Origin of the sequence: Pseudescherichia vulneris NBRC 102420 (assembly GCF_000759795.1) — a bacterium.
GTDB lineage: Bacteria > Pseudomonadota > Gammaproteobacteria > Enterobacterales > Enterobacteriaceae > Pseudescherichia > Pseudescherichia vulneris.
This window is the reverse complement of record NZ_BBMZ01000002.1, coordinates 226,994-253,612: the sequence shown is the minus strand read 5'-3', so window position 1 is coordinate 253,612 and position 26,619 is coordinate 226,994. Positions and strand designations below refer to the sequence as shown.

Annotated in this window: 24 protein-coding genes and 1 pseudogene; 13 read left to right on the top strand and 12 right to left on the bottom strand. The window is 56.8% G+C overall.

The window, feature by feature from the left end:
• Nucleotides 1–31 precede the first annotated feature (31 nt).
• Both EV102420_RS01320 and EV102420_RS20985 read right to left on the bottom strand, forming a co-directional pair.
• The gene (locus tag EV102420_RS01320) at nt 32–1,165 is read right to left on the bottom strand and encodes a trans-sulfuration enzyme family protein (protein WP_042388598.1); all 1,134 of its coding nucleotides are present in this window, start codon (nt 1,163–1,165) and stop codon (nt 32–34) included.
• A pseudogene (locus tag EV102420_RS20985) lies at nt 1,154–2,170 on the bottom strand (PLP-dependent cysteine synthase family protein); the annotation flags it as partial. The pseudogene EV102420_RS20985 and the gene EV102420_RS01320, both read right to left, overlap by 12 nt.
• 410 nt (nt 2,171–2,580) lie before the next feature.
• Between EV102420_RS20985 and EV102420_RS01315 the strand changes: the two are divergent.
• The 4 genes from EV102420_RS01315 (at nt 2,581) to EV102420_RS01300 (ending at nt 6,160) form a co-directional block, all read left to right on the top strand.
• A complete protein-coding gene (locus tag EV102420_RS01315; RefSeq protein WP_042387972.1) occupies nt 2,581–3,603 on the top strand; it encodes a methionine ABC transporter ATP-binding protein in 1,023 nt (340 codons plus the stop codon).
• Complete coding sequence (locus tag EV102420_RS01310) at nt 3,596–4,264, top strand: methionine ABC transporter permease (protein WP_042387970.1); 669 nt, start codon at nt 3,596–3,598, stop codon at nt 4,262–4,264. Before EV102420_RS01315 ends, EV102420_RS01310 begins: the two co-directional genes overlap by 8 nt.
• A gap of 28 nt (nt 4,265–4,292) precedes the next feature.
• A complete protein-coding gene (locus tag EV102420_RS01305; RefSeq protein WP_042387968.1) occupies nt 4,293–5,105 on the top strand; it encodes a MetQ/NlpA family ABC transporter substrate-binding protein in 813 nt (270 codons plus the stop codon).
• A 374-nt stretch (nt 5,106–5,479) separates the two neighbouring features.
• Nucleotides 5,480–6,160, top strand: a complete 681-nt coding sequence (locus EV102420_RS01300) for an oligogalacturonate-specific porin KdgM family protein (RefSeq protein ID WP_042387967.1) — start codon at nt 5,480–5,482, stop codon at nt 6,158–6,160.
• Between the two features lie 154 nt (nt 6,161–6,314).
• Here EV102420_RS01300 and EV102420_RS01295 read toward each other — a convergent pair whose 3' ends face one another.
• Nucleotides 6,315–7,490 (bottom strand): oligogalacturonate lyase family protein, encoded by a 1,176-nt coding sequence (locus EV102420_RS01295; protein WP_042387965.1) that lies wholly within the window; start codon nt 7,488–7,490, stop codon nt 6,315–6,317.
• Between the two features lie 491 nt (nt 7,491–7,981).
• On the opposite strand from EV102420_RS01295, the gene kduI reads away from it, so the two are divergent.
• The 3 genes from kduI to araE all read left to right on the top strand — a co-directional run bounded on the left by kduI (nt 7,982) and on the right by araE (nt 11,402).
• Nucleotides 7,982–8,818: a 5-dehydro-4-deoxy-D-glucuronate isomerase gene (gene kduI, locus EV102420_RS01290; RefSeq protein WP_042387963.1), complete on the top strand. Its 837-nt coding sequence runs from the start codon at nt 7,982–7,984 to the stop codon at nt 8,816–8,818.
• A 61-nt stretch (nt 8,819–8,879) separates the two neighbouring features.
• The gene (gene kduD, locus EV102420_RS01285; protein WP_042387961.1) at nt 8,880–9,641 is read left to right on the top strand and encodes a 2-dehydro-3-deoxy-D-gluconate 5-dehydrogenase KduD; all 762 of its coding nucleotides are present in this window, start codon (nt 8,880–8,882) and stop codon (nt 9,639–9,641) included.
• A 342-nt stretch (nt 9,642–9,983) separates the two neighbouring features.
• Nucleotides 9,984–11,402, top strand: a complete 1,419-nt coding sequence (araE, locus tag EV102420_RS01280) for an arabinose-proton symporter AraE (RefSeq protein ID WP_042387960.1) — start codon at nt 9,984–9,986, stop codon at nt 11,400–11,402.
• Between the two features lie 47 nt (nt 11,403–11,449).
• Here the strand turns inward: araE and EV102420_RS01275 are convergent, their stop codons facing one another.
• The 5 genes from EV102420_RS01275 to EV102420_RS01255 all read right to left on the bottom strand — a co-directional run bounded on the left by EV102420_RS01275 (nt 11,450) and on the right by EV102420_RS01255 (nt 16,262).
• On the bottom strand, nt 11,450–12,739 hold the full coding sequence (locus tag EV102420_RS01275; RefSeq protein WP_042387959.1) for an ABC transporter substrate-binding protein: 1,290 nt from the start codon (nt 12,737–12,739) through the stop codon (nt 11,450–11,452).
• Nucleotides 12,740–12,752: 13 nt separating this feature from the next.
• Nucleotides 12,753–13,880, bottom strand: coding sequence for an ABC transporter ATP-binding protein (locus EV102420_RS01270; RefSeq protein ID WP_042387958.1), 1,128 nt, complete (start codon nt 13,878–13,880; stop codon nt 12,753–12,755).
• Between the two features lie 12 nt (nt 13,881–13,892).
• A complete protein-coding gene (locus tag EV102420_RS01265; protein ID WP_042387957.1) occupies nt 13,893–14,795 on the bottom strand; it encodes a carbohydrate ABC transporter permease in 903 nt (300 codons plus the stop codon).
• Complete coding sequence (locus EV102420_RS01260; protein WP_042387955.1) at nt 14,788–15,678, bottom strand: carbohydrate ABC transporter permease; 891 nt, start codon at nt 15,676–15,678, stop codon at nt 14,788–14,790. Before EV102420_RS01260 ends, EV102420_RS01265 begins: the two co-directional genes overlap by 8 nt.
• Nucleotides 15,679–15,935: 257 nt before the next feature.
• Entirely contained in the window at nt 15,936–16,262 is a 327-nt protein-coding gene (locus EV102420_RS01255; RefSeq protein WP_042387953.1) for a cupin domain-containing protein, read from the bottom strand.
• 149 nt (nt 16,263–16,411) lie between these two features.
• Between EV102420_RS01255 and EV102420_RS01250 the strand changes: the two genes are divergently transcribed.
• Entirely contained in the window at nt 16,412–17,104 is a 693-nt protein-coding gene (locus tag EV102420_RS01250; protein ID WP_042387951.1) for an aspartate/glutamate racemase, read from the top strand.
• On the opposite strand, the gene EV102420_RS01245 is transcribed toward EV102420_RS01250, so the two are convergent.
• A complete protein-coding gene (locus tag EV102420_RS01245; RefSeq protein ID WP_042387949.1) occupies nt 17,101–18,027 on the bottom strand; it encodes a LysR family transcriptional regulator in 927 nt (308 codons plus the stop codon). The genes EV102420_RS01250 and EV102420_RS01245 overlap by 4 nt on opposite strands.
• A gap of 113 nt (nt 18,028–18,140) precedes the next feature.
• On the opposite strand from EV102420_RS01245, the gene lysA reads away from it, so the two are divergent.
• Together lysA and EV102420_RS01235 are read left to right on the top strand one after the other, a co-directional pair.
• Nucleotides 18,141–19,403, top strand: coding sequence for a diaminopimelate decarboxylase (lysA, locus tag EV102420_RS01240; RefSeq protein ID WP_042387947.1), 1,263 nt, complete (start codon nt 18,141–18,143; stop codon nt 19,401–19,403).
• 10 nt (nt 19,404–19,413) lie between these two features.
• Nucleotides 19,414–19,863, top strand: a complete 450-nt coding sequence (locus tag EV102420_RS01235; protein ID WP_042388595.1) for a GNAT family N-acetyltransferase — start codon at nt 19,414–19,416, stop codon at nt 19,861–19,863.
• On the opposite strand, the gene galR is transcribed toward EV102420_RS01235, so the two are convergent.
• Nucleotides 19,860–20,867, bottom strand: coding sequence for an HTH-type transcriptional regulator GalR (gene galR, locus EV102420_RS01230; protein ID WP_042387945.1), 1,008 nt, complete (start codon nt 20,865–20,867; stop codon nt 19,860–19,862). The two genes, EV102420_RS01235 and galR, sit on opposite strands and share 4 nt — an antisense overlap.
• Nucleotides 20,868–21,285: 418 nt before the next feature.
• Between galR and aas the strand changes: the two genes are divergently transcribed.
• Entirely contained in the window at nt 21,286–23,445 is a 2,160-nt protein-coding gene (aas, locus tag EV102420_RS01225) for a bifunctional acyl-ACP--phospholipid O-acyltransferase/long-chain-fatty-acid--ACP ligase (RefSeq protein WP_042387943.1), read from the top strand.
• A complete protein-coding gene (lplT, locus tag EV102420_RS01220) occupies nt 23,438–24,631 on the top strand; it encodes a lysophospholipid transporter LplT (protein WP_042387941.1) in 1,194 nt (397 codons plus the stop codon). Before aas ends, lplT begins: the two co-directional genes overlap by 8 nt.
• A gap of 125 nt (nt 24,632–24,756) precedes the next feature.
• Here lplT and EV102420_RS01215 read toward each other — a convergent pair whose 3' ends face one another.
• Both EV102420_RS01215 and EV102420_RS01210 read right to left on the bottom strand, forming a co-directional pair.
• Entirely contained in the window at nt 24,757–25,797 is a 1,041-nt protein-coding gene (locus EV102420_RS01215; RefSeq protein ID WP_042387939.1) for an NADP(H)-dependent aldo-keto reductase, read from the bottom strand.
• Between the two features lie 123 nt (nt 25,798–25,920).
• On the bottom strand, nt 25,921–26,139 hold the full coding sequence (locus EV102420_RS01210) for a YgdI/YgdR family lipoprotein (protein WP_042387937.1): 219 nt from the start codon (nt 26,137–26,139) through the stop codon (nt 25,921–25,923).
• Nucleotides 26,140–26,337: 198 nt separating this feature from the next.
• Here EV102420_RS01210 and EV102420_RS01205 point away from each other — a divergent pair, with 198 nt between their 5' ends.
• The gene (locus EV102420_RS01205; RefSeq protein ID WP_255211641.1) at nt 26,338–26,583 is read left to right on the top strand and encodes a hypothetical protein; all 246 of its coding nucleotides are present in this window, start codon (nt 26,338–26,340) and stop codon (nt 26,581–26,583) included.
• Nucleotides 26,584–26,619: the final 36 nt, after the last annotated feature.

Below are 26,619 nucleotides of genomic sequence, written 5' to 3'. Positions count from 1 at the left end.
TAGTCGCAATCGCCGGGCGCGCGCGCCGGTATCAGGCCAAAGCCTGCTGCAGATCCGCCAGCAGATCCTGCTCATCTTCAATGCCCACCGACAGGCGGATCAGCTGCGGCGTAATGCCGTTCGCCAGGCGCTGCGCCAGCGGGATCGAGGCGTGGGTCATGCTGAACGGCTGGCTCACCAGGCTCTCAACGCCGCCCAGGCTCTCGGCGAGGGTAAACAGCTTCAGTTTGCTAATCACCTCGGGCGCACGCTGGTCGTCACCTTTGATCACAATAGAGATCATGCCCCCCGGCTGAGCCATCTGCTGGCGCGCGAGGGCATACTGCGGATGGGACGTCAGCCACGGGAACCACACTTTCTCCACCTGCGGCTGCTGCTCAAGCCAGCGGGCCAGCGTCAGGGCGTTGCTGCTGTGGCGCTCGATGCGCAGGGCGAGGGTGCGGATCCCGCGCAGGGTCAGGAAGCTGCTGAACGGATCGAGCACGCCACCTACCGCGTTTTGCAGGTAGCCCAGCTTCTCCGCCAGCTCAGGGCGATCGCCCACCACTGCCAGCCCGGCCACCACGTCGGAGTGGCCGTTGAGGTATTTGGTGGCGGAGTGCACCACGATATCAAAGCCCAGCGTCACCGGGCGGTGGATCAGCGGCGAGGCGAAGGTGTTATCCGCCACGCTAATGACGTTGTGACGGCGGGCGATCCCGGCGATAGCCGCCAGGTCCGCCAGCTTTAGCAGAGGGTTAGTGGGCGTCTCCACCCAGATCATCCGCGTATCCGGACGGATGGCGGCCTCCAGCCCGACAAGATCGTCCGGCTTCACCCAGCTCACCTGTAGCCCGGTGCTGCGGCGGCGCACGTTTTCAATCAGTCGATAGGTGCCGCCGTAGACGTCGTCGATGGCGACGATATGGCTATCTTTATCCAGCAGCTCCAGCACGGTAGAGATCGCCGCCAGACCTGAGGCGAAGGCGTAGCCACGCGTGCCGCCCTCCAGCTCGGCGATGGCGCTCTCCAGGGCATGGCGCGTCGGGTTGCCGCTGCGGGAGTATTCATAGCCGGTATGCTGGCCCGGTGCCGGTTGGGCAAAGGTGGAGGTGGCATAGATAGGCGGCATTACCGCCCCGTGCTGGTCGTTAAAGGCGCCGCTGTGCACGCTGAGGGTCGCCAGGGCGTTACCAGGCGCAGCGGGCGTGGGCTGGTCATCATCCAGCAAGCCCTGCTGTTGCAGCCACTCGTCGTTAAACATGCGGGAGAGGTATTTGTTGCCGCTGTCGCAGGCGAAGGTCACGACCCGCTTCGGCGTCGTCTGGGCCTGGCAGTAGCGCAGGGCAGCGGTCAGCAGCGTGCCGGTGGAGGAGCCAGCCAGCACCCCCTCGCGCTGTAGCAGCTGACGGGCGGTGGCGAAGGCTTCCGCATCCGTGACCCGGTACGCCTGGCGGACGTTCTCCAGATGGGCGAGAGGAGGAATAAAGTCTTCGCCGATCCCCTCGACCCGCCAGGAGCCCGCTTCGCCGTGCTCTCCGGTCTCAACCTGATCCGCCAGAATCGAGCCGACGGGATCGGCGAGCACAAACTCGGTGTGCGGTGAGTGTGTGGCAAACCATGCCTGAAGGCCACCTAACGTGCCGCCGGAGCCCACGCCCACGACGACGGCATCAATCCTGCCTGCCAGCTGGTCGAACAATTCCGGGGCGGTACCTGTGGCGTGCGCCAGCGGGTTAGCCGGGTTGGAGAACTGATCGATATAGTAAGCACCCGGCGTCTCCTCCGCGAGGCGGCGGGCGTAGTCCTGATAGTACTCCGGGTGTCCCTTCGTCACGTCGGAGCGGGTAATAAGCACCTGAACGCCGAGTGCGCGCAGATGGTAGATCTTCTCCTGGCTCATCTTGTCCGGCACCACCAGCACCAGCTTATAACCCTTCTGAGCGGCAATCAGCGCCAGCCCCAGACCGGTGTTGCCTGCGGTGGCCTCAATAATGGTCCCGCCGGGCGCGAGCAGGCCCTGGCGCTCGGCCTCGTTAATCATCGACAGCGCGACCCGATCCTTGATTGAGCCGCCGGGGTTCTGGTTCTCCAGCTTGAGAAAAAGCTCGCACGAGCCGGTATCCAGTTTGTGTAGCTGCAAAATCGGCGTCTGACCAATAAGGTCGGTAATGGAGTGGTATACGGACATGTTGTGTCACCTGTTATGAGATGCGATAGCAGGAGGATAGGGCGGCGAAAAACAGGTTTTAAAGAATGATTCTCTGCTAAATAGAACGAAATGGCATATCTGTGCTATTTAGCCGTCAGGATGGAAAGCCATCTGGATGTAACGCCGAATGGCGCTACGCTTATCCGTTTTGTAAAACAATGGGTTAGCCTTTACCTTTGCTACCGCAGATAGACAAGCAGTGCTAATCTTATGCGCTTTTTCGCTAACGGTTGCTGAATTAATCCTATAGACGGCAGGTCACGGTATACGCCGTATAGATCTGTGCGTTATATCTTATGCATTCTTTGTTATTTCAAAGATAATAACGCCTGTTTATCATCATTCAGACATCCATACTGCTAAACCGCCATAACGGATACACCAACGAAATGATCGTCCTGAGGAATATCTCTAAGATTTTTGACCACGGAAAGGTACCTATTACCGCCGTGGATAATGTGAACTTGACGGTTGAGCAGGGGCAAATTTACGGCATCATCGGCTACAGCGGCGCGGGGAAAAGCACCCTGATCCGCCTGCTCAATGGCCTGGAGAAGCCCACTGAGGGTAGCGTGACCATCAACGGTCAGGATATCTCCGCGGCACGCGGTGAGAGCCTGCGCCAGGCACGGCTGAAGATCAGCATGGTCTTCCAGCACTTTAACCTGCTCTGGTCGCGCACGGTAAATGAAAACATCGCCTTCTCGATGCAGATCGCGGGCGTGCCGAAAGCAAAAATCACCGCCCGGGTGGCGGAGCTGGTTGAGCTGGTAGGACTGACCGGGCGTGAACACGCCTATCCGTCCCAGCTGAGCGGCGGGCAGAAGCAGCGCGTCGGCATTGCCCGTGCGCTGGCGAACAGTCCGGACGTGCTGCTGTGCGACGAAGCGACCTCGGCGCTCGACCCGCAGACTACCGATCAGATCCTCGATCTGCTGCTGGATATCAACCGCCGCTTCAAGCTGACCATCGTGCTGATCACCCATGAGATGCACGTGGTGCGCAAGATTTGCGACCGCGTAGCGGTCATGGAGAACGGCAGAGTGGTGGAGGAGGGCGACGTGCTGGATGTCTTTACCCGTCCGCAGCAGCCGATCACCCGCCAGTTTGTACGCCAGGTGAGCCAGTACGCGGAAGAGGAAGCGTTTAACCCGGAGCTGGCCCACGATCTGGCTGGCAGCGTCATCAAGCTGACCTTTACCGGTCACAGCACGCACAAGCCGATTGTGGGTGAGCTGACCCTGCGCTACGGCCTGCCGTTCAATATCCTGCACGGTAAAATGACCCAGACGGCGCACGGCGTCTTTGGACAACTATGGGTGCACGTAGTGGCAACCCAGGAACAACTAGGCAATATCCTCGCAGATCTGCAGAAAAGCGATATTGACGGCGAGGTGATCAAACATGGTTGAGAATTTATTCCCGCATCTGCGTCTGGACCAGCTCTGGTCCGCCACGCAAGAAACCCTCTACATGACGGCGCTCTCTGGCGTCGCGACCTTTGTGCTGGGGATCCTGCTCGGGCTGGCGCTGTTTTTAACCGCCAGGGGCGGGCTGTTCCAGAACAAGCCGCTCTACAGCGTGATCTCCATCGTGGTGAACGTCTTCCGTTCGATTCCGTTCATCATTCTGATCGTGCTGCTGATCCCCTTCACTAAAACGATTGTCGGCACCATTCTGGGGGCCAACGCGGCGCTGCCGGCGCTGATTGTTGGTGCCGCGCCGTTCTATGCCCGTCTGGTAGAGATTGCGCTGCGTGAAGTGGATAAAGGCGTCATTGAAGCCACGCGCTCTATGGGGGCGCGCCTCAGTACGCTCGTGTTTCGGGTGCTGTTGCCTGAATCGTCGCCTGCGCTGGTGTCAGGCATCACCGTGACTCTGATCGCGCTGGTGAGCTACAGCGCCATGGCCGGGGTGATCGGCGCGGGCGGTTTAGGAAATCTTGCTTATCTGGAAGGATTCCAGCGTAACCACAACGACGTCACGCTGGTGGCGACGGTGACCATTTTGATCATCGTCTTCATCATCCAGTTCTGCGGCGACGTGATTACCTCTCTGTTAGATAAACGCTAAACACAACAACAAATTGGGAACCAACATCATGAAAAAGAGACTGACACTGATTGCCGCAGCAACCCTTAGCGCCCTGAGCTTCGCCTCCTGGGCTGATACCCTGACCGTGGGCGCATCTAACGTGCCGCACGCAGAGATCCTTGAGCAGGCTAAACCTATCCTTGCCAAACAGGGTATCGACCTTGAGATCAAACCGTTCCAGGACTACATCCTGCCGAACACCGCTCTGGCCAGCCGCGACATCGACGCCAACTACTTCCAGCACATCCCGTACCTGAACAGCGTGCTGAAAGATCACGAAGGCGACAAAACCTATGACTTCGTCAGCGCCGGTGCGATCCACATCGAGCCGATCGGTATCTACTCGAAAAAATACAAGTCGCTGAAGGATCTGCCGCAGGGTGGCAAGGTCATCATGCGTGATGCCGTTGCGGAAGAGGGCCGTATTCTCTCTATCTTCGAGAAAGAGGGCGTGATCAAGCTGAAGCCGGGCGTGAATAAAGTCAATGCGCGCATCAGCGACATCGTGGAGAACCCGAAGAAGCTGGAGTTCCTGCCGAACGTAGAAGGCTCTCTGCTGCCGCAGATGTATAACAACGACGAAGGCGATGCGGTGGTGATCAACGCCAACTACGCCATCGACGCCGGTCTGGATCCGGTCAAAGATCCTATTGCGGTAGAGAGCGGCGAGAACAACCCGTACGCTAACATCATCACCGTACACCGTGGCGACGAGAAGAAGAAAGACGTCGTCGCACTGGTGAACGTGCTGCACTCGAAAGAGATCCAGGACTGGATCCGTACCAAGTACAAAGGCGCGGTGATCCCAGTTAACAACTGAGTTTGATGCGTTAGAAAAGCCCGCTAAACAGCGGGCTTTTTTTGCGCCTAAATAGATGATTAAGAAAAGTATTATACGACTTTAATAAAGTCACATATGTGACTATTTGTTACCTAATTTAATAACTCACTGATAAATATATGATTTAAGTTATTATAAGATATTTGTAATTATTTCGTTAATATCCGCCTGCTGTGATCTGCGTCGTTATTTATAGCCAAAAAACCCTCGCTTTGTTGATATTCATCACGTCTTGATTTGCCTAATTTTTTGAAACAGACAATTACGATCTCGATCACTAAAATAAAGTTGTTTAAAAAATAAAATGCAATTCCATAAAAACGGAACATCATTTTAATTTTTTGAGGGTGGCTATGTTTAAAAATACTCTGATCCTTGCGTCTCTCATCGGTGCCTCTTTTGCTGCGCAGGCTGTGACTGTCGATCTGCGTCACGAATATATTGATAATGAAACTAACGCCGACCGCGTATCGGTTTCCCACCGCTTTGATAATGGCCTGGGTTTTGGCGTTGAAGCAAAATGGAAATCGGGCGGCGATGATGCCGATAAGCCATTAACCGAACTGGTTGGCAACGGTCATGAAGAATCCATAAACTGGCGCTGGAAAGCGACAGATAACATTGCCCTTACCCCGGGCTTTAATATCGAAAGTAAAGACACCTTCTCAATCTATAAACCTTATCTGCATGCGCAGTACAGCTTTGATAACGGCGTCTATATCGCCGGTCGCTACCGCTATGAGTACACCCGCAACCCGGACTCAAATGTGGTTGATAACAAAGTAAATAAATTTGATGCATGGGTAGGCTGGGCAATGGGCGACTGGCGTCCCGAGCTGAACTACGTCTACGCGAAAAGCTCCGAAGACGTTATTCGTGAAAATAACAAAACCTATTCTAACGAATATAACGCCAAGCTGGCCTATAAATGGGATAAAAACTGGGCCCCTTATGCGGAAGTGGGTAACGTCGGCGTGCGAAATACCGACGAACGCCAAACGCGTTTCCGTGTCGGCGTAGCATATACCTTCTAACAGAACCCTCATGAGAAGACCCCGGAGCAGTTGGCCGGGGTTTTTTCGTTATATTAAGATTAGCAAAAGAAAATAGATTTTTGAGAAGAGATAGCTCAGATAAAAAAAGGCCCTCCATACGGAGGGCAAGGCCAGTTACTAAACACACACTCAATTATGCTTGAAGCCATTCACGCTGTTCGGGAAGCCGGGCAATATAGAGCGCAGGCTTGCCGTCTTTGTCAGAGCTAAACAGAACCGCGCTGTCGTCCGGCGTAAATGACGGATGCGGATGGGTCACCTGACGGCTATTTGCCACCGTGGCCCAGGAGGTATCGTGACGCGCCGCGCGGAAGTAGCGCTTCTCCGCCACGTCGAACACGTAGATATAGGGATCGTTATCGATGCTGTAGCCATCGGCATCGTTGACGTCCACCGGCGAGCCTGAGCCGTCACCCACCAGCAGCGTGCCGTCAAAGTTGCTCATCAGATGCGAGCAGGCCGGCATCGCCATGATCGCTTCGTTAACCCCGGTGTTCGGATCAAAACGATAAACGGTGCGGCCCTGCTGCCCCTTCAGGTAGGAGACGTAGACCAGCGCCGAGCCGTTCGGTACCCAGAACTCATGGGTGCAACTTTCGCCTTCAGCATGGGTCTTCACTTTACGGATGTTGCTGCCGTCCTCGTTTACCAGCCACATGCGGGCATCCACCAGGTCGTGCGGGCCTTCGTGGCAGAAGGCGACGGTGTTGTCGTCAAACGGACGGTAGATAGGGTGGCCCAGCCAAAGCTTCTCTTCATGAATGGTAGCGCTTTCGCCGGTCTGTAAATCGACGCGCAGCAGGCGGCAGCGAGGCCCTTTCAGGAAAAAGTCATGGAAAATTTTCCAGTCGTTGAGCGGCGTCCAGTCGCTTTTGGCAATTTCGATGCCGACCAGCTTGGTGCAGTCGCTGTTCGCCACCCAGGTGCCGTAGCCAACCCACTCATCCGGTACGCGATACACTTCCCGCTCGGCCAGGGTTTCCAGATTCACTTCCCGCAGGGTGCGGTCATTTTTAACGTAGTAAAGAGCGCTATCATCCGGCGACAGGAAGCCGCCAAAGGTATTATCGCCCGCGCCCTCGGTCAGCTGTACCGCTTCGGCCTTGGCAATGTTCAGCAGATAGTAGTTCCAGTGACCATCGAATTCGCCTGCGAAGAGCAGGTGGCTGCCATCATTAAAAAAGCATTTCTGATAGAAGTAATTACGATGACAGGTGACTTCGGGAGGGGTCAAGCGGATCACTTCCGCACCCGTGTCGGGATCGCGGCTGACTGCATAGTTGAGCTTAACCCGCATACCTTTCGCCATACTTATCTCCTTGTTAAGGGGGTCTGTCACGATGTATCGGCCAGCGTAATGACCCAAATGGATTATGAGTTTAAAAACTAGGTGTTAAATTATCAAAACATCGTTTCAATATGTGTGATTGGTCACGCACTTTATAAGAAAAAAGTCGCGCGAATATTGCGTTTAGGTATGAGGAAAACGGACGTCTTTGTTTTATGACGAGAAAAATCAACGAGATAGCCAAAATTCAAAGATTTTATAAGTTATTGTTAAATAATGCTTTTTACTTGGTGTCGCCGGATGGGATTTGCCTGCATGTCGACGTCAACCCCTAACAATCGTGATCCTAATTGCAATTTTCAAATGAAATCGCAGAAAAAATGAAACAATGTTTTATTTGCAATTGAAAACACGTTTTAGCCGGGATAATATGGCCGCCATACTACAAAACGGAACAGCGTTTCGTTGCGCCGTTATGTGACGTTTGGTCAAAAACGATTTTGGAGGTAAATGTGGAAGTCAGACAAAGCATCCACAGCGCGCATGCTAAGACGCTGGACACTCAGGGGCTGCGCGACGAGTTCTTAGTTGAGCAGGTATTCGAGGCCGACGCTTACACCATGGTGTACAGCCATATCGACCGCATTATCGTTGGCGGCATTATGCCGGTGGCAAAAACCGTCGCCGTCGGCGGCGAAGTGGGCAAGCAGCTGGGCGTCAGCTACTTCCTTGAGCGCCGCGAGCTGGGCACCATCAACATCGGCGGGCCGGGCACCATCACCGTTGACGGCCAGTGCTACGAAATCGGCCATCGCGATGCGCTGTACGTGGGTAAAGGGGCCAAAGAGGTGGTGTTTGCCAGCGTCGATCCGGCAAAACCGGCTAAGTTCTACTACAACTCCGCTCCGGCGCACACCGCCTATCCGACCAAAAAAGTGACCCCGGCAGACGTTGCCCCGGTGACCCTTGGCGATCCGCTCACCAGCAACCGCCGCACCATCAACAAATACTTCGTGCCGGACGTGCTGGAGACCTGCCAGCTGAGCATGGGCCTGACCGAGCTGGAGCCAGGCAACCTGTGGAACACCATGCCGTGCCATACCCATGAGCGCCGGATGGAAGTCTACTTCTACTTCAATATGGATGAGGACGCCTGCGTGTTCCATATGATGGGCCAGCCGCAGGAGACGCGCCACATCATCATGCACAACGAACAGGCGGTGATCTCACCGAGCTGGTCTATTCACTCTGGCGTGGGTACTCGGGCTTACACCTTCATCTGGGGGATGGTAGGCGAGAACCAGGTCTTTGATGATATGGACCACGTTGCCGTTAAGGATCTGCGCTAAGTCGCGGAGAGCAAAGCAAACCATGCCTGGCGAACAGGCGCAGATAGATTAAGGAACCACTATGATTCTGAATGCATTTTCTCTTGAAGGTAAAGTTGCGGTTGTCTCTGGCTGTGATACCGGCCTGGGCCAGGGTATGGCGCTGGGTCTGGCAGAAGCGGGCTGTGACATCGTCGGGATTAACATCGTTGAGCCGACCGAGACCATCGAGCGCGTTACCGCCCTGGGTCGCCGCTTCCTGAGCCTGACCGCTGACCTGCGTCAGATCGACGGCATCCCTGCGCTGCTGGAGCGCGCGGTGAGCGAGTTCGGCCATATCGACGTGCTGGTGAACAACGCAGGTCTGATCCGTCGTGAAGACGCGATCAACTTCAGCGAAAAAGACTGGGACGACGTGATGGATCTGAACATCAAGAGCGTGTTCTTTATGTCCCAGGCGGCGGCGAAGCACTTTATCGCCCAGGGCAACGGCGGCAAAATCATCAACATCGCCTCGATGCTCTCCTTCCAGGGTGGCATCCGCGTACCGTCCTACACCGCCTCTAAAAGCGGCGTGATGGGCATCACCCGTCTGATGGCGAACGAGTGGGCGAAGCACAACATCAACGTCAACGCTATCGCTCCGGGCTACATGGCGACCAACAACACCCAGCAGCTGCGTGCCGACGAGCAGCGCAGCGCTGAGATCCTCGACCGCATCCCGGCGGGCCGCTGGGGTCTGCCAAGCGATCTGATGGGGCCGGTGGTGTTCCTGGCCTCCAGCGCCTCTGACTACATCAACGGCTACACCGTGGCGGTAGACGGCGGCTGGCTGGCGCGTTAATCCAGCGTAATTACATGTCGGGTGGCGCTGCGCTTACCCGACCTACAAGATCCTGCCACGCGGCAGGATTTTTTATCTCTTGAAATCAGATAAATCCATATTCCCTGTCGAGAAATATCCATATCAAAATGCCAAATAAAGGCGCTTCTCTGCTTATTTATTAACTAAAACATCATATTAAAATAATTTGATAATATTAAATGTGGTTATGAAAGTGGAATATCCATCACATAAACCATATGCATAGCAATATTATCCATATCTATGACTGTTAACCCCTGACACCTTTCGCCGTCCCTCTCTTACTTTCAATAGACGATTTACTACTTCAGGCACCAAAAGATGAGTTCATTGAGTCATAACGCACCGTCATTGCCGCGCGCGTTGCAGGATACGCGGCGCATGAATCTTTTTGTCTCTATCTCCGCCGCCGTGGCCGGTCTGCTGTTTGGTCTGGATATTGGCGTGATCGCCGGGGCGCTCCCCTTTATTACCGACCACTTTACGTTGACCAGCCGCCAGCAGGAGTGGGTGGTGAGCAGCATGATGCTGGGGGCGGCCATCGGGGCGCTATTTAACGGCTGGCTTTCGTTTCGCCTGGGGCGTAAATACAGCCTGATGGCGGGAGCCATTCTTTTTGTTGTGGGATCCCTCGGGTCGGCTTTCGCTATCAACGTCGAGGTACTGATCTTCTCAAGGGTGATCCTTGGCGTCGCGGTGGGCATCGCCTCCTATACCGCGCCGCTCTATCTCTCCGAGATGGCGAGCGAGAACGTGCGCGGCAAGATGATCAGCATGTACCAGCTGATGGTCACCCTGGGGATTGTGATGGCCTTTCTCTCCGACACGGCGCTGAGCTACTCCGGTAACTGGCGCGCCATGCTGGGCGTGCTGGCTCTGCCAGCGCTGGTGCTGATCGTGCTGGTGATCTTCCTGCCGAATAGCCCGCGCTGGCTGGCGGAGAAGGGGCGGCATATTGAGGCGGAGGAGGTGCTGCGCATGCTGCGCGATACCTCCGAGAAGGCGCGCGAGGAGCTGAATGAGATCCGTGAAAGCCTGAAGCACAAGCAGGGCGGGTGGGGGCTGTTCAAAGCCAACCGCAACGTGCGCCGGGCAGTGTTTCTCGGCATGCTGTTGCAGGCGATGCAGCAGTTTACCGGGATGAACATCATTATGTACTACGCCCCGCGCATCTTTAAGATGGCCGGGTTTACCACTACCGAACAGCAGATGATCGCCACTCTGGTGGTCGGCCTGACCTTTATGTTCGCTACCTTTATCGCCATCTTTATGGTCGACAAAGCCGGACGTAAGCCCGCGCTGAAGATCGGTTTTAGCGTCATGGCCTTTGGCACGCTGGTGCTGGGCTACTGTCTGATGCAGTTCGATAACGGCACCGCCTCCAGCGGCCTCTCCTGGCTCTCTGTGGGCATGACCATGATCTGTATCGCCGGATACGCCATGAGCGCCGCACCGGTAGTGTGGATCCTCTGCTCGGAGATCCAGCCCCTGAAGTGCCGCGACTTCGGTATTACCTGCTCGACCACCACCAACTGGGTGTCGAACATGATCATCGGCGCAACCTTCCTGACGCTGCTTGATGCTATCGGTGCGGCGGGAACCTTCTGGCTCTATACCGCGCTGAATATCGTGTTTGTCGGTATTACGTTCTGGCTGATCCCGGAGACGAAAAACGTCACCCTGGAGCACATTGAACGCAGGCTGATGGCGGGAGAAAAATTAAGGAATATCGGGGTATAAACCGTAGGCCGGGCAAGCGCTCGCGCCGCCCGGCATAGCTGTGAGACCTAGCGCATTGCGCGTTTCAGGATACGCTCGGCCTGGCGTTGGAAGTCAGCCGCAGTCTCTTCCACGGTTTTCTGACCGTAGTCGATATACTGCAGGGAGGTCCCAAACTGGGCCACTACCTGCGGATCGTCAAAGTAAGGCGATACCGTCAGCTTGGCAGGCAGGGACTGCGCCAGACGCAGGCCCGCAACCGACGGATCGTCCTCTTTGATGGTGCCGTTAGCGGTCAGGGTCTCTACCGCCGCCTTGCTCAGCGGTACGCCACGCTCAAGGCCCAGCGTCTCCGCGCCCTCTTTACTGTTCAGCAGGAAGTTAATCAGCTGCGCCGCCTCTTTCGGATGCTTGGTCGATTTACCAATCGACAGCATCTGGGCCGGTTTAAAGAATAGACCCGCGTCGGTGGCGCCCGGCAGCATCGGGTAGCTGCCCAGCGCCAGCTTCGCCGGTGGCTTCAGGTTGTCAGAGTATTTGGTGATGGTGGAGTTCCACATGTAGGTGCCGCCCCATTCACCCTCGATCCACGGCTTCATCTCATACATGTTGCTCTTACCAAACGACGCATAGTATTTGGTATCCGGCATCACGTGGTTGTCGACCAGATCCTTATAGGTCTGGAAAAACTCCACCCACTGCTCTTTGCTGTAGGCGAATTTTTTGGTCTTCTCGTCCACCGCTGGAATGTTGTACTTCTGGATCATGTAGGAGTTCAGCAGCGCCAGGGTGTCCTGATGCTCCAGCACCACCGGGTAGTACTGCTTGCCCAGCTTGCTCTCAAAGGTTTTGCCCGCCGCTTTCAGCTCGTCCCAGGTTTTTGGGTATTCAACGCCCGCTTTTTTCCAGGTCTCATCGTTGAAGTAGAAGACGCGCGCGGTCACGGAGATCGGGATCCCGTTCAGCTTGCCGTTGACGGTGGTCGACTTCAGCTCTTTTGGATCGAACTGGCTCAGATCGATCACGTCCTTCAGCTGGTTGAGATCGTAGAAGCCGTCGCCGTTTTTAGAGAAGATCGGCAGCCAGTTCCAGTTGGTCTGCATCACGTCAGGCTCGGTGCCGCCAGCGATCTGCGTGGTCAGGCGGGAGAGGTGGCCATCCCAGCCGGTGTATTCTGATTTGACGTTAATGTCCGGATGCTGCTTGTGGAACTCCTCGATCGCCTTCAGCGTCACCTGGTGACGGCCGTTGCCGCCCCACCAGGACATACGCAGGTCGACGCTATCGGCCGCCTGTGAAGGAAGGGCGCTCAGGCCTAATGTGGCGGAGATTGCTGCGCTTAAAAGCACTTTTTTCATTTTTATACTCCAGTTAGAGAGAGATGTTCTGTTCAGTTTTCGCGTCAAAGATATGACACTTATCCATGTCAAACTTAAAATAGACCTTACGGTTAAGGCCCTTTTCAATCATCGGTTTAGCTTCGTCGGACGGGATACGGGCGGTCAGCTCATAGTCGGCAACCTTGAGATAGACGAAGAACTCATGGCCCATGTTCTCGGTGCGCACCATCTCACCGCTGCAGCAGCCTTCGGCGAACGGTTCATCGGAGAGGGAAACGAACTCTGGACGCACGCCGAAAAACACCGACTGGTTCTGATACGCGGCAACTTTCTCCTGCTGGCGCGCGTTCAGCGGCAGGCTCTCATCGCCGATGGTGATATGCAGGCGGCCCGCTTTATCGATCAGCTTGCCGGGCTTGATGTTCATCTCCGGCGCGCCGATAAAGCCCGCCACGAACATATTCTTCGGGTGGTGATAGAGATTGTCAGGGGTATCAACCTGCATGATATGCCCCAGCTTCATCACGCAGATGCGATCGCCCATGGTCATGGCTTCGGTCTGGTCATGGGTCACGTAGACGGTGGTGGCCGGTTTCCCGGACTTCTTCAGCTCCTTATGCAGATCCGAAATACGGATGCGCATGGAGGCACGCAGCTTGGCGTCAAGGTTAGAGAGCGGTTCGTCAAACAGGAACACGTCCGGCTTCTTCACAATCGCCCGGCCTACCGCCACACGCTGAGCCTGGCCGCCGGAGAGCTGGCGCGGCAGGCGCTCCAGCAGCTCTTCCAGCTCAAGGATCTTCGCCGCTTCATCGACATATTTATCGATCTGCGCCTTCGGCATCTTGCTCAGCTTGAGGCCGAAGGCGAGGTTTTCCCGCACCGTCATGTGCGGATAAAGCGCATAGTTCTGGAACACCATCGCAATGCCGCGCTCTTTCGGCGCAAGGTTGTTGACGATCTTCTCCCCGATACGCACTTCGCCGCCGCTGATGGTCTCCAGCCCGGCCAGCATGCGCAGGGTCGTGGACTTGGCGCAGCCGGACGGCCCGACAATCACCATAAACTCCCCGTCAGCGATCTTCAGGTCGATACCATGTACCGCTTTAAAGCCGTTGGAGTACACTTTTTCCAGCTTGTTGAAAATAACTTCAGCCATGATATTTCCCTCTTAACCTTTAATTCCGCTGCTGGTCACGCCCTGTACGAAGTAGCGTTGAGCCAGGAAGAAGACAATGATGGACGGCAGAATGGAGATACTCGCCATTGCCAGAATTTCGTTCCACGGCGCGCCTTCGGTCACGTCGATGGACATTTTCAGCGCCAGGGCAATCGGGTACTTATCCACGCTGTAGACGTAGATCAGCGGGCCGATAAAGTCGTTCATCGACCACATGAACTGGAACAGCGCCACCGAGATAATCGCCGGTTTCAGGATCGGCACCACCACATACCACAGCACCTGAGCAGAGTTACAGCCGTCAATCTGCGCCGCCTCCTCCATGTCACGCGGCACGCCGCGCAGGAACTGGATCAGCATGAAGACGAAGAAGCCCTGAGTCGCAAAGGCCAGCGGCAGATAGAGCGGCATATAGCTGTTGAGCATGCCCATCTCACGGAACATCAGGTACTGCGGGATCAGCAGCACGGTGCTTGGCAGCAGCATGGTGGTGATCAGCGTGGCGAACCAAAACTTCTTCCACGGGATCTCGAAGCGGGCAAAGCCGTAGGCCACGATGGTGGAGGAGATAATGGTCAGGATCACTTTCGGGATCACATACTTGAAGGTATTCAGCATGTAATGGCCGAAGTTATACTCGGTACCGGTTTTCCAGCCGTTGATGAAGCCATCCCAGGTGGCGTTGGCTGGCCACAGGCTCAGGGTGGTGAAGATCTCGTGGTTCGGCTTGAACGCCGCCGAGAACATCCACACCAGCGGGTAGAGCATCAGCAGGCCAACGAACAGCAGGATCACGTAGCGGATGCTGGCGTTGATCTTCTCTTTACGCAAGGTACGCGCGACTTCCTGGTCAGCGATGCTTCTTGCCGTAGAAATTTGTTGGACGTCAGCCATTTTTGCCTCCCTTATCGGCGGAGTAGAAGACCCAGTATTTTGATGACTTAAAGGCAATGGAGGCGAAGACGGCCACCACCAGGAACAGTACCCACGCCAGCGCCGCGCCGTAGCCCATATCGAAATACTTAAAGGCGGTGTCGTAGATGTAGAGCGAGAAGAGATAGGTGTAGTAGGTCGGGCCGCCGCCGGTAATGACGTACGGGCCGGTAAACTCCTGGAACGCCTGAGTGGTCTGCATAATGAAGTTGAAGAAGATCACCGGCGTAATCAGCGGCACGGTCACCTTCATAAACATCTGCCACTTCGACGCGCCATCGATCATCGCCGCCTCATACTGCGACTGGGGTACGTTTTGCAGCGCGGCGAGGAAGATCACCATGGCAGAACCGAACTGCCAGACGCGCAGCAGGGTCACGGACATCAGCGCCAGCGACGGCTCACCCAGCCAGTTCACCGGATCGAGGCCGAAGACGCCGATAAAGCTGTTCAGCAGGCCGTCGATGGCAAACAGGGCGCGCCACAGCACGGCGATGGCAACGGAGCTGCCCAGGATGGATGGAATGTAGTAGGCGGTACGGAAGAAGCCGATGCCGCGTAATTTAAAGTTAAGAACAAAAGCAATCCCCAGCGCGAAGGCGAGCTTCAGCGGGATAGTTAAAAAGACGTAGGCAAAGGTGACCCCCATCGATTTCCAGAACAGGGAGTCTTCGGTCAGCATGTAACGGTAGTTTTCAATCCCGTTAAATACCGGCGGACTCATTAAGTCATACTCAGTAAAACTGAGGAAAAACGAGGAAACGAAGGGAAAGGCCGTAAAGACGATCAACCCGATGATATAGGGCGATATCCAGGCCAATCCCAGCAGTCTGTTTTCATTCATATATACCTGCCTGGGTGTATGATTGCTTTTTAAAACGGTGTTTTAATTTATCTTATTGCGATTTATTTCTGCGTCATTCGATTAATTATGGAAATGTGATCAAAGTCGAAACGACGTTTCAATAAGGTGAGCCAGGTGACATTTCCAGTGCACGCGCCGGGTAAGTGCCTGGATAAATGAATGATTAACGCGCTAATGATTTGATATAAATAAAAACGCCCTCGCGGCGGAGGGCTTTTTAATGGGATGGGTAACGGTTACGCTTTGAGGAAATCCTCACGCACCGGCGTAAAGGTATCGAGCAGGGTACCTGCTTTTAAGCAGACGCAGCCGTGCACGATGTTTGGCTCTTTATAGAGAGTATCCCCGGCGCGAACGATATGTTTCTCATCGCCGATGGTAAATTCAAACTCGCCGGATAAAACATAGGTAAGCTGTTCATGAGGGTGGTTATGCAGTGGGCCAACCGCGCCTTCGCTAAAATTCACCTCTACCGCCATCATTTTGCCCGAATGGGCCAGAATGCGCCGGGTAACGCCATTGCCCAGATCGTCGAGCTGGGTCTGCTGGTGGAAAGTAAACATGAGAGCGTCCTGTAGTAAAATGGTTTAAGAGTAAAACAATGTTTCATTAAATTTATATCAGCCAGCGTTAAAAAGAAACGCGACGCCTAATAAGTGGAAAGCCGATCACAAGTTTGCTTTCACGGGCGGATAACAGGGGGAGAGAAACGATGAAAACGATAGGGCTGCTGGGCGGCATGAGCTGGGAATCGACTATTCCCTACTACCGTCTGATTAATGAAGGGATTAAGGCCCGGCTGGGTGGCCTGCACTCTGCCAGCCTGCTGCTGCACAGCGTCGATTTTCATGATATTGAGGCCTGCCAGTCGAGCGGCGACTGGGACAAGGCCGGAGAGATACTTGCCAGCGCCGCCGCAGGGCTTGAGCGCGCCGGGGCCGAGGGGATCGTGCTCTGTACCAACACCATGCATAAGGTCGCCAGTCAGATCGAGGATCATTGCAGCGTGCCGTTTTTGCACATCGCCGACGCCACTGCCCGGGCGATCCAGAAAGCCAACCTGCAACAGGTGGCGCTGCTAGGTACCCGTTACACCATGGAGCAGGATTTCTACCGCGGGCGAATGCGTGACGCCTACGGTATTGAGACCCCTGTCCCGGACGGAGAGGATCGCAGTAAGGTTAACCAGATCATCTTTGACGAGCTATGCCTGGGCACCTTTAGCGCGCCGTCGCGGGCCTACTTTATCGATCTGATTGCGCGGATGGCGAATCAGGGGGCGCAGGGGGTGATCTTCGGCTGCACAGAAATTGGCCTGCTGGTTTCTCAGGATCAAAGCCCGATCCCGGTGTTTGATACAGCCGCGCTGCACGCCGCCGACGTCGTCGACTTTATGCTGGACTAACGCTCAGCCAGCACCGCTTCTAACGGCGCGATAATGTGCGACACGGTCTGCTGCAAATGGGTGGAGAAGGCATCCACCAGCGCGGAGGCGGGGCGGTGTAGGGGGCGGATCAGGCTGACGGTAAAGGGTACGTCGATGCTGAAGGGCCTGACCACTACGCCGCTGCTGGCATAGTCGAGGGCGGTGAGCGGGTTGACCACCGACACCCCGACGCCAGCGCGGACCATTGCGCAGACGCTGGCGGCGCTGTGGGTCTCTACTACCATGCGGCGTTTCACCTGGTGCTCGCTGAACAGGGCATCCAGCAGCTGGCGATAGCTGTCCGAGCGCGACAGGCTAATGTAGTTTTCGCCCTGAAAATCCTGGGGGGTAAGCACCTTGTGCCGCGCCAGTGGGTGTCCGGCGGGCAGGACGCATACCTCGTTGAGAGTTAGCAGCGGCGTGCGTTCGGTCCCGGCGGGGGTGCTCAGGGTTTCGGTCAAGCCGAGGTCATGACGCTGGGCAGAGAGCCACTCCTCCAGCAACGGCGACTCCTGCGGCACCACGTTGAGGCTTACCTCCGGGTAGCGGGCCAGAAAGGGTTGCAGCAGCAGGGGAAGAAACGACTGAGAGAAGACCGGCAGGCAGACGATAGACAGCTCCCCCTGACGGAACTCCCGCAGGCTCTCGGCAGCGCTGACGATGCGATCCAGGCCGTACCATGAGCGTTGCACCTCCTCAAACAGGCGCAGACCCTGCACCGTGGGGTGCAGTCGTCCCCGCGAACGTTCAAACAGCGTCAGGCCAATCACCTTTTCAAAGCGCGCCAGCTCCCGGCTCACGGTGGGCTGCGAGGTGTGCAGCAAACGGGCGGCCTCGGTCAGATTCCCGGCGGTCATCACGGCGTGGAAAATTTCGATATGGCGAAGGTTAACGGCGGGCATAGGCTTTCCTGCGGCGCAAGGTATATCAGATATGAATAGAATCGTAACATAACGATATTTTTTATTCTCTTTGCCCTGTGGCGTAATAGTGAAAAATGATGATGGAGTTCGCCATGCCACGCCCGTTAAATAACACCGACACCGCGCTCACTGCCGCCAACCTGCACAGCCTGGTAGCTGAATTTGGCTGTCCGGTCTGGGCCTACGACGCCGAAATTATCCGCCGCCGTATTGCCCAGCTGGCCCAGTTTGACGTGGTGCGTTTCGCCCAGAAGGCGTGCTCCAATATTCATATTCTGCGTCTAATGCGCGAGCAGGGCGTCAAGGTGGATTCGGTATCGCTGGGTGAGATCGAGCGCGCGCTGGCGGCAGGCTATCAGCCGCAGAACGGTGCGGATGAGATCGTCTTTACCGCCGATGTGATCGATCCGCCGACGATGGCCCGCGTGCATGAGCTACAGATCCCGGTTAACGCCGGATCGGTGGATATGCTGGCCCAGCTGGGCGAGGTCTCTCCGGGTCACCGCGTCTGGCTGCGGGTTAATCCGGGCTTCGGCCATGGTCACAGCCAGAAAACCAATACCGGCGGCGAGAACAGCAAGCACGGGATCTGGTACAGCGATCTGCCCGCCGCGCTGGAGGTCATGCAGCGCTACCAGCTTAAGCTGGTGGGAATTCATATGCATATCGGCTCGGGCGTGGACTATGGCCACCTTGAGCAGGTCTGCGGCGCGATGGTGAGCCAGGTTATTGAGTTCGGTCAGGATCTGGAGGCGATCTCCGCCGGTGGCGGGCTGTCGATCCCCTATCGTGAAGGGGAAGAGGCGATCGACACCGATCACTACTTTGGCCTGTGGAACAGCGCCCGGGAAAAAATTGCCGCCCACCTGGGGCATCCGGTGAAGCTGGAGATCGAGCCGGGACGTTTTCTGGTCGCCGAATCCGGCGTGCTGGTCGCCCAGGTGCGCAGCGTCAAAGCGATGGGCAGCCGTCACTTTGTGCTGATCGACGCGGGCTTTAACGATCTGATGCGCCCGGCGATGTACGGCAGCTATCACCACATCAGCGCTCTGGCGGCAGACGGTCGCGATCTGACGGCTGAGCCGCTCATCGATACCGTGGTGGCCGGTCCGCTGTGTGAATCTGGAGATGTCTTTACCCAGCAGGCAGGAGGGGAAGTTGAAACTCGCGCTCTGCCTGCGGTGGTGCCGGGAGATTACCTGGTGCTGCATGATACCGGGGCCTATGGCGCATCGATGTCATCCAACTACAACAGCCGCCCGCTGCTGCCGGAGGTGCTGTTTGACCACGGCGCGGCGCGGCTGATCCGCCGTCGGCAGACCATCGACGAGCTGCTGGCGCTGGAGCTGCTGTAAGACGATGAGCCTGAAGATCCTGCCTCTGTACGACGCGCCGCACTTTGCGGACCAGGTAACCGACTGGTTATGGCAGGCCTTTGGCGACACGCTGTCACGGGATTTTTTTGCCAGCGTGGTTGCCCACAGTCAGCAGCCTGAGGCGTTGCCTGTGACGTTCATTGCCACTGAAGGCGAGAGGCTGTTAGGCACGGTGGGGCTCTGGCGCTGCGATCTCATCAGCCGCCAGGATCTCTGGCCCTGGCTGGCAGCGCTGTATGTTGATGAGGTCGCGCGCGGGCAGGGGCTAGCGGGCAGGCTTCAGCAGCACGTGAAGGATTACGCCCGCGAACGGGGCTTTACCCAGCTGCATCTCTACTCCGCCTGCCGCGATTTTTACGAGCGTTTTGGCTGGCACTATATTGGTGACGGCCTGGACTACCCGGCCACCACGGTGCACCTCTACCGCTGCGCGCTTTAGCTCTCCTGCGGTGTGCCCACCGAGTGACGGCGCACCAGCGTCGGGCTAAAGAGGTGGGTGATCTCTGGCAGAGGCTGCTCTTTCGCCAGCGCCAGCGCCAGCTCTGCGGCCTGGGTTGCCATCGTGATGATCGGGTAGCGCACGGTGGTCAGGCGCGGACGGACGTAGCGGGAGATCAGCACGTCATCAAAGCCAATCAGCGAAATCTCGCCCGGCACCTCAATGCCGTTATCGTTTAATACGCCCATCGCCCCGGCGGCCATCGAGTCGTTATAGCAGGCAACGGCGGTAAAGTGCCTGCCACGCCCGAGCAGCTCGGTCATCGCCTGCTCGCCGCCGCTCTCATCCGGCTCGCCCCATGTCACCAGCCTGTCGTTACAGGGCAGGCCGTTCTCCCGCAGCGCATCGTAATAGCCCTGAAGGCGATCTTCCGCATCGGAGATGGCGTGGTTAGAGCAGAGATAGCCAATTTTGGTATGTCCCTGCTGGATAAGATGTCGGGTCGCCAGCCATGCGCCATAGCGATCGTCCAGCGCCACGCAGCGCTGCTCATAGCCAGGCAGAATACGGTTGATCAGCACCATGCCGGGCATCTGATCCATCAGCGCGGCTAACTCTTCATTGGGAATGCTTTTGGCGTGCACCACCAGCGCCGCGCAGCGGTGGCGCATCAGCTGCTCAATGGCGCGCCGCTCTTTCTGTTCATTATGGTAGCCGTTACCGATCAGTAAAAAGTTACCGGTATGGTAGGCCACCTGCTCTACGGCTTTGACCATGGCACCAAAAAAGGGATCGGAGACGTCGCCGACCACCAGTCCGAGGGTCTCCGTCGACTGCTGGGCCAGCGCACGGGCGTTGGCGTTGGGATGGTAGTTGAGTGACGCCATGGCGCTCTGCACCGCCTGCCGGGAGGCGTCGCTGGCTTTGGGGGAACTGTTAATAACGCGCGACACCGTGGCGACAGAGACACCTGCGAGCTTTGCAACATCCTTTATAGTCGCCATTCTGAACCTTCTTTGATGGGTAAGCGTTTACACCCGGTTAAGTGTTGCGGAAAAGTGCGGCAGGTTCAAGGCTCTTGCTTTTCTGAAGTGCGCAAACGTGAGCCAAAGCGCATGTGCAGTGTGAAACTGTTACACCGTTTTACCGGGCAAATAAAACAGAAAAAGGGTAATTCAAACCTTTAGTTACACTTTGCGATGAGCTGTTGCGATTGTTCCCTGGCATCCGCTGGGGGGAGGGGCCACAATCAAGATCCCAGAGGTATTGATTGGTGAGATTTCAGTACGTATAGAGTACTCACTTTTTGCACCAACCTGCGCGGATGCGCAGGTTTTTTTTCGCCCCGATTTTGCCGCCCGCTACACTTCTCGTGTAATCTGCCACAATCTGCCATACCCAAACGACTGACACAGGAAGTTAATGATGCTGGGATTTTTCCGTACCCTCTTCCGTCTGCTTTATCGCGTAGAGCTCACGGGCAATACGCAGGCGCTGAGCGGCGAGCGCGTCCTTATTACCCCAAACCACGTCTCCTTTATTGACGGTATTCTACTGGCGCTGTTCTTACCGGGGCGTCCGGTGTTCGCGGTCTATACCTCAATTAGCCAGAGCTGGTACATGCGCGCCCTGTCGGGCATGATCGACTCTGTTCCGCTCGATCCCACCAAGCCAATGTCGATCAAACAGCTGGTGCGGCTGATCGAAAGCGGGCGACCGGTGGTGATCTTCCCCGAGGGGCGTATCTCCGTCTCCGGCTCGTTGATGAAAATTTATGACGGGGCGGCCTTTGTGGCTGCTAAATCGCGAGCGACAGTGATCCCGGTGCGCATTGAAGGCGCAGAGCTGACCTTCTTTAGCCGCCTGAAGGGGCTGGTGAAGCAGCGCCTCTTCCCGCGTATTAGGCTGCATATCCTGCCGCCGACGCAGCTGCCAATGCCCGATGCCCCGCGCGCCCGCGATCGCCGCAGGCTGGCGGGTGAGATGCTGCATCAGATCATGATGGAAGCGCGCATGGCCGTGCGCCCGCGGGAAACGCTGTTCGAAGCTCTGCTGGCGGCGCAGTACCGCTACGGCGCGGGCAAGAACTGCGTCGAGGATATCAATTTCAAGCCCGATACCTACCGCAAGCTGCTGACCAAAACGCTGTTTGTGGCGCGCATCCTGGATAAGTACAGCGCCCAGGGCGAAAAAATTGGCCTGATGCTGCCCAACGCGGGCATCGCGGCGGCGGTGATATTCGGAGCCATCGCCCGAGGACGCATCCCGGCCATGATGAACTACACGGCAGGGGTGAAGGGGCTGGGCAGCGCCATTACCGCCGCGCAGATCAAAACCATCTTTACCTCCCGCCAGTTTATGGAGAAGGGCAAGCTCTGGCATCTCCCGGAGCAGTTGACCCAAGTGCGCTGGATCTATCTGGAAGATCTGAAGGGCGAAGTGACTACCGCCGATAAGCTGTGGATCTTCGGCCATCTGCTGATGCCGCATCTCGCCCAGGTGCCGCAGCAGCCGGAAGATGATGCGCTGGTGCTCTTTACCTCCGGTTCCGAGGGCAATCCGAAAGGGGTGGTGCACAGTCATAAAAGCATTCTCGCCAACGTGGAGCAGATCCGCACCATCGCGGACTTTACCGCCCGGGATCGCTTTATGTCGGCCCTGCCGCTGTTCCACTCCTTTGGCCTGACCGTGGGGCTCTTTACCCCGCTGCTGACCGGGGCAGAGGTCTTTCTCTATCCCAGCCCGCTGCACTACCGTATCGTGCCGGAGTTGGTTTATGACCGTAATTGCACCGTGCTGTTTGGCACCTCGACCTTCCTTGGGCACTATGCCCGCTTTGCCAACCCTTACGACTTCTACCGCCTACGCTATGTGGTAGCAGGGGCGGAAAAACTACAGGAGAGCACTCGCCAGCTCTGGCAGGATAAGTTCGGCCTGCGGGTGCTGGAGGGCTACGGCGTCACCGAGTGTGCGCCGGTGGTCTCCATCAACGTGCCGATGGCGGCGAAGCCGGGTACGGTGGGGCGTATTCTGCCAGGTATGGACGCACGTCTGATGGCGGTGCCGGGCATTGAAGAGGGCGGCAGGCTGCAGCTGAAGGGGCCGAACATCATGACCGGCTACCTGCGCGTTGAGAATCCTGGCGTGCTTGAACGCCCGGCGGCGGAGAACGCCGAGGGTGTGAGCGAACCCGGCTGGTATGACACCGGGGATATCGTGCGCTTCGATGAGCAGGGCTTTGTGCAGATCCAGGGCCGGGCCAAGCGCTTCGCCAAAATCGCCGGGGAGATGATCTCGCTGGAGATGGTAGAGCAGCTGGCTCTCATGGCCTCGCCGGACAAAATGCACGCTACGGTTGTGAAGAGCGACGCCAGCAAAGGCGAGGCGCTGGTGATGTTTACCACCGACAGCGAGCTGACCCGTGAGACGTTGCTTAAGCAGGCGCGTGCGCAGGGCGTGCCGGAGCTGGCCGTGCCGCGTGATATCCGTTTCCTGAAACAGCTGCCGGTATTGGGCAGCGGCAAACCGGATTTTGTTACCCTGAAGAGCAAACTCGACGAGGCGGAAGCGGAACATGCATGAGCCAGTAAGCACGAACAACTCTCTCCTGTCGAAGGGGATGCTGGCGGTCACCGCCGCCCAGTTCCTCTCGGCGTTTGGTGACAACGCCCTGCTGTTTGCCACCCTGGCGCTGCTTAAGGCGGAGTTTTATCCCGACTGGAGCCAGCCAATCCTGCAGATGGTGTTTGTAGGTGCTTACATACTCTTCGCCCCCTTTGTCGGTCAGGTGGCGGACAGCTTTGCCAAGGGGCGGGTGATGATGTTCGCTAACGGGCTAAAGCTGCTCGGCGCGCTGAGTATCTGCGTGGGCGTTAACCCGTTTGTTGGTTATACGCTGGTGGGCATTGGCGCGGCGGCCTACTCCCCGGCCAAATACGGCATCCTCGGCGAGCTGACCACCGGTGATAAGCTGGTGAAGGCCAACGGCCTAATGGAATCTTCGACTATCGCCGCCATCCTGCTTGGCTCGGTGGCTGGGGGCGTGCTGGCGGACTGGCATGTGCTGGCAGCGCTCGGCGTCTGCGCTCTGGTCTACGCCGGGGCGGTGGTGGCGAACCTGCTGATCCCCAAACTGCCTGCGGCCCGGCCTGGTCAGAGCTGGCGTTTTGCCCCAATGACCCAGAGCTTCTTTCACGCCTGTAAAACGCTGTGGCTGAATGGCGAAACGCGCTTCTCGCTGGTGGGCACCAGCCTGTTCTGGGGCGCGGGGGTGACGCTGCGCTTCCTGCTGGTGCTGTGGGTGCCGGTGGCGCTCGGCATCACCGATAACGCGACGCCAACCTACCTTAATGCCATGGTGGCGGTGGGTATCGTTGTTGGCGCGGGCGTGGCGGCGAAGCTGGTGACGCTGGAGAAGGTGGCTCGCTGCATGCCTGCCGGGATCCTCATTGGCGTGGTGGTGACACTCTTTTCGTTACAACATGCATTGCTGCCTGCCTACGGTCTGCTGGTGCTCATCGGCATCCTGGGTGGGTTTTTCGTCGTGCCGCTCAATGCGCTTTTGCAGGAGCGCGGGAAACGTTCCGTTGGAGCGGGCAACGCCATCGCGGTGCAGAACCTGGGCGAGAACGCGGCGATGCTGCTGATGCTGGGGCTGTATTCGCTGGCGGTGAAGGCGGGTGCGCCGGTGGTCGGCGTCGGGGTCGGCTTTGGCGTGCTGTTTGCGCTGGCGATTGCTGGCCTGTGGCTGTGGCAGCGCCGTCGCTAACCACTCTATGCCACTGTAGCCACTGTAGGCCGGGCAAACGCAGTGCCGCCCGGCGTTATCGCATCGGCATAGTTATGCCCGGTGGCGCTACGCTTACCGGGCCTACAGTCGACACGGTATCCGTACTACGGTGCTGGGTAGGTATAAACCTTATGCACCGCTTCAATCTCCGCTAATACCTCTTCGCTCAGCTCCAGATAGAGGCTCTCAACGTTGGTTTTTAGCTGCTCCATGGTCGTGGCGCCCAGCAGGGTGCTGGCCACGAACGGCTGACGGCGGACAAAGGCCAGCGCCATCTGCGCCGCGTCCAGATTATGCCGTTTAGCGATATCCACGTAGGCAGCGATCGCTTTTTGCGTCTGCTCGCCGCTGTAGCGCGTAAAGCGGCTAAACAGCGTGTTGCGCGCGCCGGCGGGCTTCGCACCGTTCAGGTATTTGCCGGTCAGGGTGCCGAAGGCCAGGCAGGAGTAGGCCAGCAGTTCAACGCCCTCAAACTGGCTCACCTCTGACAGACCGACCTCAAAGCTGCGGTTAAGCAGGCTATAGGGGTTCTGGATGGTGACGATGCGCGGCAGATCGTGCTTATCCGCCAGGTGCAGATAGCGCATCACGCCAAACGCCGTTTCGTTTGAGACGCCGATGTAGCGGATCTTGCCTGCCCGCTGACATTCGGTCAGCGCTTCCAGCGTGTCGAGAATGGTGACGGCGGGGGTGGATTCGGCCCACTCATAGCCCAGCTTGCCAAAGCAGTTGGTCGGACGCTGTGGCCAGTGGACCTGGTAGAGATCGAGATAGTCGGTTTGCAGGCGTTTCAGGCTGGCATCCAGCGCTTCACGGATATTCTTGCGATCCAGTACCTGATTCTGGCGAATGCCGCTGTCGTTATTGCGGCTCGGCCCGCTTACTTTGGAGGCGATAACCAGTTTTTCACGGTTGCCGTGCTTCGCCAGCCAGTTGCCGACGTAGGTCTCGGTTAAACCCTGCGTCTCCGGGCGCGGCGGCACGGGGTACATCTCTGCCACATCGATCAGGTTAATACCCTGGGCTACGGCGTAATCAAGCTGTGCATGGGCCTCGGCTTCGCTGTTCTGCTCACCAAAGGTCATTGTGCCCAGCCCCAGCGTGCTTATCTCAAGCGAGCTGTGAGGGATACGGTGATAATGCATAGCCGGCTTCCTTGTTTTTTAACAACGTCAGGGGCTTCCTGACAAAGGAATATAAACATGGCAGAGGGGAGGCAAAAGGGGAAGAGAAAAATCAAAAGGCCAGCAGATTGCTGACCTTAGCACTTATCGTTCGATAATTTGCGACACGTCATCACGGTTAATCTGCATCTCGTTGCCCTGCAGGTCGCGGTAGCTGACCAGCCCGGTATCATCATCTACTGCTGGCTTGCCTTCGGTCAGGATCATACGGCCATCTTTCGTCGCCATCACATAGTCGCTGCTGCATCCTGAAACTGCGCAGGCTAAACCCACTGCGGAAATCACTACTGCCCATTTTTTCACGGCTTTTCTCCTTCTTAAGGCCAAAATATGTATTGAGTGTAGTAATAACGCATGGATACGAAAGGAAAAAGCGGGAAAATCTTAAAAGACTACAAGAAATAGCGGCATTCGCCACGGTTTACCATACGCATAGCATGGTAATATTTTCGCGTTGTAATTAACGTTACAAGTAACGGAGAAGGAGAGATGGAGATACGCGTGAAAACGCTTGAGGAGAAGGTCGAGTCGCTGGTAACGGATGTCGCCGTGATTAAATCTAACTATGCAACAAAGGAGGACGTTTCAACCATCAGGGTAGAAATAGCAGAGACTAACGTCAGGATTGCAGATGTAAAGGCCGAGCTTCATAACACGCTTAGAGCGCAGGTTACGACAATCGTTGGCTCAATGATTGCGATTACCGGCGTCGCTTCAGGCGTCATCATCAAATTTCTCGCCCATTAATGCAGCGATGGCTCCCCCGGAGCGGGGGAGCGAGAG